Origin of the sequence: Cutibacterium sp., assembly GCF_030525615.1 — a bacterium.
In the GTDB taxonomy this organism is placed as follows: domain Bacteria; phylum Actinomycetota; class Actinomycetes; order Propionibacteriales; family Propionibacteriaceae; genus Cutibacterium.
In genome coordinates this window covers 94,166-106,230 of sequence record NZ_JAUNEJ010000006.1, presented here as the reverse complement: position 1 = coordinate 106,230, position 12,065 = coordinate 94,166, and the positions used below count along the sequence as shown (strand labels likewise).

Below are 12,065 nucleotides of genomic sequence, written 5' to 3'. Positions count from 1 at the left end.
CAAGAGTCACCTGGTCAAGATGACGATAACCATGAAGGTCCCCAAGCCCAGCAGAAGCAGCGAATCCACCCATCGCGCCCGTACCGCCAACACTCCGGCAAGCTGGTCGGGTAGCACCGCCCTCAATAATCCGGCCAGCAGCACCGAAACAGCGAAGATCATCGCACCGCGTCTCCAGTGCCCTGTTGCCATGACAATTGCGGACGCAGCAACTCCGAGTAAGCAGACGGTCAGCGCAGACCACGACTCCAGACGTGCCCTTAACGCGGTGTAACGACCATTGGGTCGTCGAGTAGCACCTGTTTGTTGACTCATGAAGGATCCGCTGCGAGCTTTTCGGCCCTGTCGACGACGTTGGACAGCAACATGGCGCGGGTCATCGGACCGACCCCACCCGGGTTGGGCGAAACCCATGCGGCCTTGTCCCACACGTCAGCGGCGAAGTCGCCCAAGATCTTCCCCTCAGCCGAACGCGACACACCGACGTCAACGAGTACGGCTCCCTCACGAATCATGCTCGCGTCAATGAGCCCCGGGGATCCTGCCGCACCGACGATGATGTCCGCCTGACGGGTGTGGTCAGCGAGATTCCGGGTACCGGTGTGGCACAACGTGACCGTGCAGTTCTCGGTACGCCGGGTCAGCAGCAATCCCAGCGGACGACCAACCGTCGTGCCACGGCCCACCACGCACACATTGGCTCCCGGCAGCTCAATCCCATGCCGAGTCAACAGCTCCACGATGCCGCGCGGGGTGCACGGCAGCGGAGCCGGCTCATTGAGAACCAACCGTCCCAAGGACGCGGGGGTCAAACCGTCGGCATCCTTGTCGGGATCAATGAGGTTGAGAGCCCAGTTAGTGTCGATATGGTCTGGTAGCGGCAGCTGGACGATGTACCCGGTGCAACGTGGATTGGCATTGAGTCCGCGAATCTCCTGAGCAAGCTCCTCCGACGTGACGTCACCAGGAAGATCGACCCGAATCGACTCAATCCCTACCTGAGCGCAGTCGCGGTGCTTACCGGCGACGTACTGGTGAGACGCGGGATCATCCCCGACGAGGACCGTCCCCAGCCCCGGAACAACTCCTTTGTCGCGTAGGGCTGCTACTCGTTCGGCAAGCTCGGACTTGATGGCGGCAGCCGTGGCTTTACCGTCGAGTTTCTGAGCGCTCATGGATCCTCCTTGTGTCACGATCTCAACAGCACCCCATCTTTCCACGAGACGAGGCCCCTCACCGGTTGACCACCACAGTGACGACCTCAACAACCCGATCAATGGTGCTTCCATCCATGACCGGCGGCAGACTGACGAGATCATCTGGCCATTCAACGTCCAGGTGACGCGGGCGATCCCAGTGCAACGGACCAACGATCCCGACATCTCGCAACCGATCAGCGATCTCCGCAGCGTCCGGGTGCTGGAGGACGACCGCGCACGACGCTCTCGGATTGACGACATGAACCGCCTCAGGCAGCCCAGACACCACGTCATCCCGCGTCTTTTCAACCAATCGTGCGTATGCCGTAATGTCACAGGCTTCGAATGCTCGACGAGCGTCGTCATCTGGCGGCACCGGAGTCCAGCACTCGTCGGCCAAGTCCTCCGCCACCTCGAAGGTGTCCACCCCAGGTTCAACCAGGAACCGCCGCCGCGCTGCTGTCAGGAGTTCGTCCCCTTCGCCCCGTACTCCCACCAGACCCGAGAGATCGTCGACGGCTTTAACCCACGCCACCTCAGTCAGGGGTGCAAGCTTGCGAGTACTGACGACCTCGACGTCGGCAGGCTGGGACGAAGGGCCTAAGAAGGAGTGGGTACGATCGACGACCACGGGAATGCCGTCACGACGGATGACTTCGAGGGCGCCAGCCAGCGCCAAACTGGGTTGAATTCCGAAAGTCTCACAACTCAACACCACCGGATGTTCACCGCGCTGACGACATGACGCCGTTGCCGCAGCCAAAGAATCAGCGTCGAGCAGGAAGTCGTCTCCCACCTCCACCCGTCGTACCCGGTACCCCTCCAATTGCCACGGGGTGACCATCGTCTGACAGCAAAACCAGGGCACGACAAGGGTGTCCGCAGGAATCCACGGGGAGTGAGCGCCACCGGGGCAAACCCCATCACGCAGCCATCTGGCGACTACCGAAAACGCTTGCCGCCCTAGTGCTACCCACGTCCTCATGTCACCATTCACCAGCAATTCCCTTGCCGTTTACCCATTACTCTCTCGTTTTCCGACTGCCGTGAGTAGACCGAACCTGCTTAAGGAACTAGCCGAGCTCGACTGAACCTTCTCACAGATCTACCGGGACCCGGACCGTCATGGTCCAGGCCCCGTGTGTCTTACCCTCACGTCCGAGGTATCCGCCTCAATGCGCTGAGCCGGGTATCAGTGGAAGAAGTGTCTCGTTCCGGTGAAGTAGAGCGGAACGCCAGCCTTCTGGCAAGCCTCAATGGTCTGGTCGTCACGGATCGATCCACCCGGCTCGACGATGGCCTTCACCTTGGCGTCGATGAGCACCTGAGGTCCGTCAGCGAAGGGGAAGAAGGCGTCGGACGCGGCCACTGATCCCGCAGCACGATCACCGGCCCTCTCCACAGCTAGACGGCAGGAATCGACGCGGTTGACCTGGCCCATGCCGACACCGACCGAGGCCTTGTCGTGAGCCAGCAGGATGGCGTTGGACTTCACCGATCGGCAGGCCTTCCACGCGAAGAACAGATCAGCGAGGGTCTCGTCATCGACAACATCACCGGCAGCAAGGGTCCACCGGCTCGGATCGTCGCCCTCGCCCTGAAAAACGTCGCTCTCCATAGCCAGCAACCCACCGTCGATCTGGCGCAGCTCCCAGCCAGCCACCTTGGGAGCAGGAGCCTCCAACAGGCGGATGTTCTTCTTGCGCGACAAGATCTCCACAGCTCCTTCCTCATACCCGGGAGCGACAACGACCTCAGTGAAAATCTCGGCAACCTGCTCAGCCATCTCGACGCTGACCGGGCGGTTGGTGGCGATGACGCCGCCAAAGGCGCTCAGCGAGTCACAAGCATGGGCCTTGCGGTGGGCCTCGGCGATGTCCGCACCGGTAGCAATACCACACGGGTTGGAGTGTTTGATGACGGCAACGCACGGCTCCTCAAAGTCAAAGGCAGCGCGACGGGCCGAGTTGGTGTCGACGTAGTTGTTGTAGCTCATGGCTTTACCATGAAGCTGACGCGCACCAGCCAGACCGGCCTCGCCCGAGCTTTGGTATACCGCAGCGGCCTGGTGAGAGTTCTCGCCGTAGCGCAGCGGGTGGATGAGTTCACCAGTCATGCCAACAAACGCCGGCACCCCGTCTGCACATACCCCGTCGCGGGTGGAGAACCACGTAGCTACGGCGACGTCGTAGGCGGCAGTGTGGGCGAAAGCCCGGGCCGCCAGGACACGACGCTCCTCGACGGTGTAGCCGCCCTCCGCCAAGGCGCGGGCAAGGTCCTCGTACTGGTCAGGGTTGGTGACAACGGCGACGCTGGCATGATTCTTGGCAGCAGCGCGCACCATGGACGGTCCACCGATGTCGATCTTCTCAATACATTCGTCGAAATTTCCCCCGCGAGCCACGGTTTCGGAGAAGGGGTAAAGGTTGCACACCACAAGGTCGAAAGGCTTGACGTCGAGTTCGGAAAGCTGGTCGCGGTGAGACTCCAAGCGACGATCGGCAAGGATTCCGGCGTGGATCTTCGGGTGGAGCGTCTTGACCCGACCGTCGAGGCACTCCGGGAATCCGGTAACTTCACTGACCTCGGTCACCGCCACTCCGTGAGATGCCAACTCCCTGGCGGTAGAGCCGGTCGAGACAACCTCGACTTTGGCGTCGATGAGGGCCTTGGCCAACTGGTCAAGACCAGACTTGTCGTAGACAGAGACGAGGGCGCGACGGATGGGTTGACGTTCGCTCACTGTGGATCCTTCCGGGACGGTTCGGTGCCGAGTTTTAGTGTGCCGGGGCGAACCCCGGCAAGTTCTGTGACAACCTCGACGAGCATCTCACGTTCCTCCACCTTGATGCGTTCGTGGAGGGATTCGACGGTGTCGTCGGTGAGGACGGGTACGGCCCGCTGGGCGAGAATATGGCCGGTGTCAATCCCGGCGTCGACCATGAAGACTGTGGCACCAGTGATCTTGACGCCATAGTCCAAGGCATCTCGTGGACCGTGGATTCCTGGGAAGGACGGCAGTAATGCCGGGTGGGAGTTGATGGTACGGCCACCGAAACGTTCCAGGAAGGTTGTTCCGAGCAGCTTCATGAAACCAGCACACACAACCAGATCTGGGGCGAACCGGGTCACGTCGTCAGCTAGTCGAACATCCCAGGCTGCTCTCGTGGCGGCCCGCTGGTCAGCGTCGGCCTGAGGGAGAGGCTCGGTGAAGGTCGGGATGCCGGCTTTGTCCGCTCGCTGCAAGGCGATGGCGTCAGGCTGGTCAGAACCAACGGCGACGATACTCACCTGCGCAGGCAGGTTATCAATGAGGGACTGCAACAGGGTTCCGGTGCCTGAAACGAGCACGACGACGCGAAAAGTCACGACCTTACCCTAGGCCCTCGAGGTCTTTACGGGTCGCGAAGCGATCACAGCGGACAGGGTCGTGAACGTTGCGACGGCTGCCTGGGCTGCTTGGTATCCCTTGTCCTCGTGGGAGCCTTCCACCCCAGCCCGATCAAGAGCCTGAGCGTCGTCATCGCAGGTCAGAACCCCAAAGCCGATGGGGGTCTTGGTACGTACGGCAACGTCGGTGAGCCCTTGGGTGGCGGCGTCACAGACATAATCGAAGTGCGGGGTTCCTCCCCTAATGACCACACCGAGAGCGACCAAGGCGTCGAAATGGTCAGCGAGGGAAGCGCAGGCCACCGGCAGTTCGAAAGACCCCGGCACCCTGACGACGACCGGGTCGGCAACCCCGGCATCGGCTAGACCACGCAGGGCACCGTCGAGCAGACCGTTCATGACCTTCTCGTGCCATTGGGAGGCGACGACGGCGACGTGCAGCCCACTGCCGTTGAGGTTGGCGAGGTTCGGGGCGGCAGGGCCCAGATCGGTTCGAGAGCTCATGGTCATTCTCCTTGAGTAGGTGAAGCGGAACAATTCGACGTGGTGATCGCGGAAACATCGTGGTCAAGTGCCAGCACATGTCCCATCCGGTCGCGTTTCGTACGCAAATACCGCACGTCTTCGGGGCGGGGCGGGATCTCGAGAGGCGACATCGTCACCTCAAGGCCTCCTTTGCGCAGGGCTTCGGATTTGGCAGGGTTGTTCGTAAGCAGGCGGACGGCAGAAATCCCAGTGTCGGCCAGGATTGCCACGGCCGCTCCGTATTCACGCGCGTCGATGGGCAGGCCGAGATGGGTCTGAGCGTCAACAGTGTCGAGGCCACCATCTTGGGCCCGATACGCTGCGATCTTGTTCAGAAGACCGGTCGCACGTCCTTCATGGCCACGCAGCAGGATGATGGCCCCGCCATGTTTACTGATGTGGGCCTGGGCTGCTGCCAGTTGGTCGCCGCAGTCGCACCGCAGCGAACCCAGAGCGTCGCCGGTGAGGCATTCCGAGTGCACCCTCACCCAGGCCGGCCCACCATCGTCGGCGGCAACCCCCTTGTCGGAGACCAGCAAAATGTGCTCGGCCCCGGTGAGGTTGTCCCGATAACCCGTCATCGTGAAATGGCCATACCGGGTGGGTAATTCAGCGCTGACAAAAGCCGTCACCCGAGGGGTCGAGGTGACGTCAGCACTGTCATGGGCGAGTCGCCACTTCGCTAACTGGTCAATGGTGATGAAAGCCAACCCCTCGGTGCGCGCCAGCTGGCAGATGGCCTCAGTACGCATGCACATACCATCATCCCCGACGAGTTCGCCGATGAGGCCGACAGGCTGCAACCCGGCCAGTCGAGTGAGATCGACGGCAGCCTCGGTGTGACCTCGCCGCTCCAGCACTCCCCCGCAGCGGGCTCGCAGCGGCAGGACGTGGCCGGGGCGTACGAAGTCGGCAGGGGTTGATGTGGCGGAAGCGAGGACTCGAGCGGTACGGGCACGCTGGGCAGCGTCAATGCCGGTCGTGATACCCGACGCTGCGTCGACGGCAACGGTGTATCGGGTACGCAACGGGTCCTGGCTAGCCGGCCACATCAGCGGCAGACCGAGTTGGTCGGCGTGCTGTTCGGTCATCGGCGCACACAGGTACCCGGAGGTGTGTCGCACCATCCACCCCACCCACCGTTGATCTGCCAGCTCCGCAGCAAGAATGGCGTCTCCTTCATTCTCCCGGTCGGCGTCGTCGGAAACGAGAACTGGACGTCCGGCACGCAACTCAGCTAGGGCTTCCTCAATGCTGTTCAGCATGACTTCTCCTTGTTCATAAGGGACTCCAGGTACTTCGCGAGGACATCAACCTCGATATTCACCACATCGCCAGGCTTGAGTGCGCCGAGAACCGTGTCCGCCAGAGTGGTCGGGATGAGGCTCACCTCGAACCACTCACGGCTGACCTCGCAAACGGTCAGCGATGTGCCGTTGACGGCGATTGATCCCTTCTCGACGACGTACCTGGACAAGGCGGCGGGCAGGCTGAATCGAAAGACCTCCCAGTGTTCCCCGGGAGTACGGGACACCAAGTCCGCCACCCCATCGATGTGTCCTTGCACGATGTGTCCGCCGAGACGTCCGGCAAGAGCCACCGGGCGCTCCAGATTGACTCTGGCTCCCGGTGTCAAGCGCCCCAGAGCGGTGCGATTGAGGGTTTCTGCCATGATGTCGCAGCCGAAAGTCCCTTGGTCGAGATCGGTGACCGTCAGGCATGTACCGTTGACGGCGATAGAGGATCCGAGCCGCGCGTCGGAGCAGACCAGAGGTCCACGAATGGTCAATCGAGCCGATTCCTGTCCCCTGTCGATGGCGACAACCTCACCGATTTCCTCGATGATTCCGGTAAACATGGGTCTCCTCACTGGTGATGTGCGCGGATTTGAAGGTCGGGGCCCAGCTGGCACACGTCGTCGATGACGAAGTGGCGGGCCGAGGCCAATGTGGTGACGGTGGGATCGATCACGGCTGCCCGACCGTTGCCCAATATCGTCGGTGCGATGTACGCGACGACCTCGTCGACGAGATCGGCCGCCAGGAATGCCCCAGCAACACGCGGACCACCTTCCAACCACACCCGGTGGATACCGCGATGCCACAACACGTCGAGCACTTCAGCGGGGTCGTGGTGGCGAATCTGCAAGGTCTCAGCGGACTCGTCATGGAGATGGCAGTCAGCGGGCAAATCTCTCATCCCTACCACGACGCGCAACGGCTGGCGGATGGCCTCGGGCAGCCGCACTGTGAGCCGTGGGTTATCGGCCACGGCTGTTCCGGTCCCGACGATGATTGCCCCGCACCGGGAGCGGCCGATCTGGACCTGATGACGTGCTTCTTCCCCAGTAATCCACTGGCTGGTGCCGTCAGGGGCGGCGCTACGCCCGTCAAGAGTGGCGGCGTACTTCCAGCACACCCGAGGGCGGCGGTGAATCTGGCTGAAGGTCCAGTCAGCATTGAGAGCCATGGCATCCTCGTGAAGAACACCGGTAACGACCTCAACGCCGTTGGCGCTGAGGAACTGAGCTCCCCCTGCTGCCACCGCGTTGGGGTCACACTGAGCTATGACGACACGGCAAACCCCGGCTTCAAGCAAGGCATGGCTGCACGGACCAGTTCGTCCGGTGTGATTGCACGGTTCCAAGGTGACGACGGCGGTGGCTCCGCGAGCGGCGTCGCCGGCTTGGCGCAGTGCTTCCACCTCGGCGTGTGGGGTTCCCGCCCCATGGTGCCATCCCTGTCCAACGATCTGGCCATCGGCGATGATGACGCAGCCGACACGTGGGTTTGGGTCAGGGCAAGGTGAGTTCTCTGCCAAGTTCAGGGCGAGTCTCATGACGTCGTCCCATCTCTGGTCCATTTGTCCTCCCGGGCCGTTGCGGCTCCGGGGGTACGCAAGGACGACGCACGCGGCTGACGAGAACGTCAACCACCTTCCGTGCTGCCTCCCATCCGGACTCTAACCGTCGGTACTGGAATTCCACCAGTTCAACCTCACCGTCACGAGGACAGCTCGGGTCGCGGACTATCACCGCCGGTTCGGACTTTCACCGACCCCGGAGCACGTGTGCTTGTTGACAAGTATGCACCTATTTGCCACGGCGTGGGGCATTGTCTCTCAGACTCTGAACAATTCAGGAGTGGTCAGTGGTGTCTTCGCCGCCAAGACCGTCGCGGTCGTTTTGAATCGAGTCGTAGATGTCGTGGCCGATAGCCACTTCCCTGATGGCTTTAGCTTCCTCTGACGCCGCGTTCGGACGGCTGATCCTCTTGGAACCGGTGCGTTCCCTGGAAGAATTGCTCTCAGGTGAGGTGGCACCCTCATCGGGCACGCTCACAATGCGAGAGGTCTCTTCCTCACCGACCTCGCTCACCTCTCCGCCCCCGACGTCCTCCTGAGGTGTTTTCTTGGAACGCAGGCGTCGAATCACTCCGATAACGAAACCGCACAGCATGGTGACTACGGTCAAAATGCCGACCGCACATCCGGCCATGGCCGGCATAATCGTCCCCACCTCGCTGAGACGTTCGTCGCCCAGACTTCCACGGCTCAGCAGACCCAGCATCGTCAGCACAAGTCCGGACACCAATCCAGACAGGGCACCCAGACTCGCCCCGGACTCGCACCTGGCTTCTGGCAGGGATTTCATGACGAGAATGCCGCCGATAACCCCGGCGGCTACCGGCACCCCAAACCATGCGCAGGCAGCGAGGTTCAGCGGACCATTGGCCGGTAACGCACCTAAAAGTGGGAGTGCCGGAACGATACCTAAGTGCGTCCCCAGTGGTGAGACGAAGGTCTCGGTTCCGAGGGCAAAACCCGGACCAAGCGTCCACGCGGTTCCCCACAACGCCATGGTTGGCAGCCAGGCCAGTTGCGCCAGGATGAGGCAGATTCCTTCCCACCCAGCGGCACCCATGTGCTCGTGCAGCTGGACGACGTTATCCGCGCGCACGAGCAAGGCAACCGCGAGTGCAGCCGATCCGCCAGCCAAGCAGACAGCTACGGTTGATCCGACAGCTCTCGGCAGTCCACGGGCCCAGCGCGGCAAACGATTGAATGGGTTGACACGTGCTCCACAGCATGCTCCGACAACACCCGAGCACAGTCCTACCAGAAGGCCGCCCACCGTCGCCGTCGCCCAATGAGATGTGCCAGCGGTCGCCGTCATAGTGATCGCCGCGAGAACCTCAACCGTCGTGTGAAGAGCAATGGCCTCACCGATATGTCGACGCGGCGGGTGCCCGTCGTGGCGGTGCCACAGGACGCGAGTGCCATAGCGGCAGGTTTCCTCGCCCAACACCAGACTGACGCAGGTCAGTCCCAGCGGGATGAGCCCGATATGAATCCCCAGAATGTCGATGGGCACACCGTGGCCGCTGAGCCACAGGCTTGACGCAGCGGTGAGAACGCTCGAGAACGGCTGACCGTTGCTGGACAACCACTCCGGAATGATGATCCCGGCCAATGCGAGCCATTGGGCCATGATGGCAACGGCCGCCGCCGCTAGCACGACGACCGGCCATGGCCACGGAATACGAGGCTCGCGGGGTCCGTCAGTCTTGGAAGACTCAACGACGAACCTCGCCGAGGTCGATGTCGAGCCAGATGTGCCCATGTGGGAGATCCTGTTCGGTGTGGGGAAAAGGTCATTTTGAACCCTACCGTCCAGTGGCGACGATTCTTCAGTCACCGCACCCCGTACGCCCCACAACGCACCAGACCCGACCCCACACGGGGCCGGGTCTGGCAGCATCGCAGGATCAGGGTCTCACTTCTTGAGCGAGTTCATCGCCTCGTGAGCCAGCTTGGCGGTCTCGGTCGGGGTCTTGCCGACGCGGACACCAACAGCCTCGAGAGCCTCCTTCTTGGCAGCTGCGGTACCGGAGGAGCCGGACACGATGGCACCAGCGTGGCCCATCGTCTTGCCCTCAGGAGCGGTGAAGCCAGCCACGTAAGCCACGACGGGCTTGGTGATGTGCTCGGAAATGTACTTGGCAGCACGCTCCTCGGCGTCACCACCGATCTCACCGATCATGACGATGATGTCAGTCTCCGGGTCATCCTCGAAGGCCTGCAAGGCGTCGATGTGAGTGGTACCGATAACCGGGTCTCCGCCGATACCAATGGCGGTCGAGATACCCAGGTCGCGCACCTCGTACATGAGCTGGTAGGTCAGAGTTCCTGACTTGGAGACCAGGCCGACATGTCCCGGCCCGGTGATATCGGCGGGAATAATGCCAGCATTGGACTTCCCCGGGCTGATGATGCCAGGGCAGTTCGGGCCAATAATGCGGGTCTTGCCGGAACGCTGGGCAGCGGTGAAGAACTCCGCAGTGTCCTTGACGGCAATGCCCTCGGTAATGCAGACAACCAGCGGAACCTCGGCCTCGATGGCCTCCATAACAGCTGACTTGGAGAACTTGGCCGGGACGAAAACCACAGACACGTTGGCCCCGGTGGCTTCAACGGCCTCCTTGACGGTGCCGTAAACCGGGACAGTGGTCCCGCCATTGAAAGACACGGTGGTGCCAGCCTTGCGCGGGTTGACGCCGCCAACGACGGTACTGCCGGAGTCGAGCATACGCTGGGTGTGCTTCATGCCCTCCGAGCCAGTCATGCCCTGGACGATGATCTTGGAGTTCTGGTCGAGAATGATCGCCATGTCTCAGGCCTCCTTGGATGCGAGCTCGGCGGCCTTGCTGGCGGCCTCGTCCATGGTCGGAACCATGGTCACGAGCGGATGGTTGAGTTCCTGAAGAATCTTGCGGCCTTCAGCCACATTGTTGCCGTCGAGACGGACGACGATCGGCTTGGTGGCCTTCTCACCCAGCTTCTCGAGGGCGCCCTTGATTCCCAGCGCCACCTGATCGCACGCGGTAATGCCGCCGAAGACGTTGACGAACACGGAACGAACCTGCTGGTCGCTCATGATGAGGTCAAGCCCGTTCGCCATGACCTCAGCCGAGGCGCCACCTCCGATGTCAAGGAAGTTGGCAGGGGCCGGGGAACCCGGAAATTCCTCGCCGGCGTAGGCGACACAATCCAGGGTGCTCATGACGAGACCGGCACCGTTTCCGATGACGCCGACGCTGCCGTCGAGCTTGACGTAGTTGAGGCCGAGTTCACTGGCACGCAGCTCCAGCGGGTCGGTCGCGGCGCGGTCCACCAGAGCCGCGTGTTCGGGCTGACGGAAGGAAGCGTTGTTGTCGACGGTCATCTTGCCGTCGATGGCGAGGATCTTCCCGTCACCGGTCTTAATCATCGGGTTGACCTCGACAAGGGTCGCGTCCTCATCACGGTAGGTCTCCCACAACTTGATGACGACCGGGACGATGGCGTCCTGCTCGCCCTCCGGGAACCCAGCCTCCGTGAGAATCTCACGAGCCTTGGCGTCATCAATGCCATCGATCGGGTCGACCGGAACCTTGGCAAGGGCCTCAGGGCGCTCCTTGGCAAGAGTTTCGATGTCCATGCCACCCTCACGCGAACACATCGCCAGGTAGCGACGCTCACCACGGTCGAGCAGGATCGAGAAGTAGTACTCCTCGGCAATATCCGCCCCCTCAGCGATCATCACTTTGTGAACGGTGTGCCCCTTGATGTCCATACCCAGGATGGCCTTGGCGCGCTCGGCTGCCTCCTGAGGCGACTTGGCGATCTTGACGCCGCCGGCTTTGCCACGGCCACCCACCTTGACCTGCGCCTTGACGGCGACAACGGGGGTGCCGAGCTTCGCTGCGGCCTCGGATGCCTGCTCGGGAGTCTCCGCAACAATGCCTCGAAGCACAGGCACGCCATGCTTCTCAAACAGGTCGCGGGCTTGGTATTCGTACAGGTCCACAATCTCTCCACTCTGCGAGTCGACCGGCCGTTACCGGGCCGGGGACAGGGCTGACGGCAACCTGCTAAACACACAAGAATGTTCATGTGGCGGCCAGCACGGTT

12 protein-coding genes and 1 riboswitch are annotated in these 12,065 nt (G+C 62.1%); all 12 genes read right to left on the bottom strand.

The features are described 5' to 3' along the window. Positions 1 to 6 precede the first annotated feature (6 nt). Positions 7 to 315 carry a DUF3017 domain-containing protein gene (locus Q4B98_RS09230; protein WP_303196949.1) on the bottom strand — a complete coding sequence of 103 codons (309 nt, stop codon included), beginning with the start codon at positions 313 to 315 and terminating at the stop codon, positions 7 to 9. Next, a complete protein-coding gene (locus tag Q4B98_RS09225) occupies positions 312 to 1,175 on the bottom strand; it encodes a bifunctional methylenetetrahydrofolate dehydrogenase/methenyltetrahydrofolate cyclohydrolase (RefSeq protein ID WP_303196948.1) in 864 nt (287 codons plus the stop codon). The genes Q4B98_RS09230 and Q4B98_RS09225 overlap by 4 nt, the downstream gene beginning before the upstream one ends. A gap of 58 nt (positions 1,176 to 1,233) precedes the next feature. After that, complete coding sequence (locus tag Q4B98_RS09220; RefSeq protein ID WP_303196947.1) at positions 1,234 to 2,184, bottom strand: hypothetical protein; 951 nt, start codon at positions 2,182 to 2,184, stop codon at positions 1,234 to 1,236. Between the two features lie 207 nt (positions 2,185 to 2,391). Then, complete coding sequence (gene purH, locus Q4B98_RS09215) at positions 2,392 to 3,942, bottom strand: bifunctional phosphoribosylaminoimidazolecarboxamide formyltransferase/IMP cyclohydrolase (RefSeq protein WP_303196945.1); 1,551 nt, start codon at positions 3,940 to 3,942, stop codon at positions 2,392 to 2,394. Further along, positions 3,939 to 4,568, bottom strand: a complete 630-nt coding sequence (gene purN, locus Q4B98_RS09210; protein ID WP_303196944.1) for a phosphoribosylglycinamide formyltransferase — start codon at positions 4,566 to 4,568, stop codon at positions 3,939 to 3,941. Before purN ends, purH begins: the two co-directional genes overlap by 4 nt. A 9-nt stretch (positions 4,569 to 4,577) precedes the next feature. Next, complete coding sequence (gene ribH, locus Q4B98_RS09205) at positions 4,578 to 5,093, bottom strand: 6,7-dimethyl-8-ribityllumazine synthase (protein ID WP_303196943.1); 516 nt, start codon at positions 5,091 to 5,093, stop codon at positions 4,578 to 4,580. A gap of 2 nt (positions 5,094 to 5,095) precedes the next feature. Continuing rightward, entirely contained in the window at positions 5,096 to 6,379 is a 1,284-nt protein-coding gene (ribB, locus tag Q4B98_RS09200) for a 3,4-dihydroxy-2-butanone-4-phosphate synthase (protein ID WP_303196942.1), read from the bottom strand. Then, positions 6,373 to 6,972 (bottom strand): riboflavin synthase, encoded by a 600-nt coding sequence (locus Q4B98_RS09195; protein WP_303196940.1) that lies wholly within the window; start codon positions 6,970 to 6,972, stop codon positions 6,373 to 6,375. Before Q4B98_RS09195 ends, ribB begins: the two co-directional genes overlap by 7 nt. Positions 6,973 to 6,980: 8 nt before the next feature. Further along, positions 6,981 to 7,976 carry a bifunctional diaminohydroxyphosphoribosylaminopyrimidine deaminase/5-amino-6-(5-phosphoribosylamino)uracil reductase RibD gene (ribD, locus tag Q4B98_RS09190; protein ID WP_303196939.1) on the bottom strand — a complete coding sequence of 332 codons (996 nt, stop codon included), beginning with the start codon at positions 7,974 to 7,976 and terminating at the stop codon, positions 6,981 to 6,983. A 74-nt stretch (positions 7,977 to 8,050) separates the two neighbouring features. Beyond that, positions 8,051 to 8,185, bottom strand: a riboswitch (FMN riboswitch). A gap of 65 nt (positions 8,186 to 8,250) precedes the next feature. After that, entirely contained in the window at positions 8,251 to 9,735 is a 1,485-nt protein-coding gene (locus tag Q4B98_RS09185) for a DUF6350 family protein (RefSeq protein WP_303196938.1), read from the bottom strand. A gap of 153 nt (positions 9,736 to 9,888) precedes the next feature. Then, a complete protein-coding gene (sucD, locus tag Q4B98_RS09180) occupies positions 9,889 to 10,782 on the bottom strand; it encodes a succinate--CoA ligase subunit alpha (RefSeq protein ID WP_303196936.1) in 894 nt (297 codons plus the stop codon). Between the two features lie 3 nt (positions 10,783 to 10,785). Next, a complete protein-coding gene (gene sucC / locus Q4B98_RS09175) occupies positions 10,786 to 11,961 on the bottom strand; it encodes an ADP-forming succinate--CoA ligase subunit beta (protein WP_303196934.1) in 1,176 nt (391 codons plus the stop codon). Between the last annotated feature and the right edge of the window lie 104 nt (positions 11,962 to 12,065).

Excerpts from the sequence above, each read along its gene's own strand:
- ribD (WP_303196939.1), bottom strand. The coding sequence starts at position 7,976 with ATGGACCAGAGATGGGACGACGTCATGAGACTCGCCCTGAACTTGGCA.
- ribH (WP_303196943.1), bottom strand. The coding sequence starts at position 5,093 with ATGAGCTCTCGAACCGATCTGGGCCCTGCCGCCCCGAACCTCGCCAAC.
- Q4B98_RS09195 (WP_303196940.1), bottom strand. The coding sequence starts at position 6,972 with ATGTTTACCGGAATCATCGAGGAAATCGGTGAGGTTGTCGCCATCGAC.
- ribB (WP_303196942.1), bottom strand. The coding sequence starts at position 6,379 with ATGCTGAACAGCATTGAGGAAGCCCTAGCTGAGTTGCGTGCCGGACGT.
- Q4B98_RS09225 (WP_303196948.1), bottom strand. The coding sequence starts at position 1,175 with ATGAGCGCTCAGAAACTCGACGGTAAAGCCACGGCTGCCGCCATCAAG.
- Q4B98_RS09230 (WP_303196949.1), bottom strand. The coding sequence starts at position 315 with ATGAGTCAACAAACAGGTGCTACTCGACGACCCAATGGTCGTTACACC.
- Q4B98_RS09220 (WP_303196947.1), bottom strand. The coding sequence starts at position 2,184 with ATGAGGACGTGGGTAGCACTAGGGCGGCAAGCGTTTTCGGTAGTCGCC.
- sucD (WP_303196936.1), bottom strand. The coding sequence starts at position 10,782 with ATGGCGATCATTCTCGACCAGAACTCCAAGATCATCGTCCAGGGCATG.
- Q4B98_RS09185 (WP_303196938.1), bottom strand. The coding sequence starts at position 9,735 with ATGGGCACATCTGGCTCGACATCGACCTCGGCGAGGTTCGTCGTTGAG.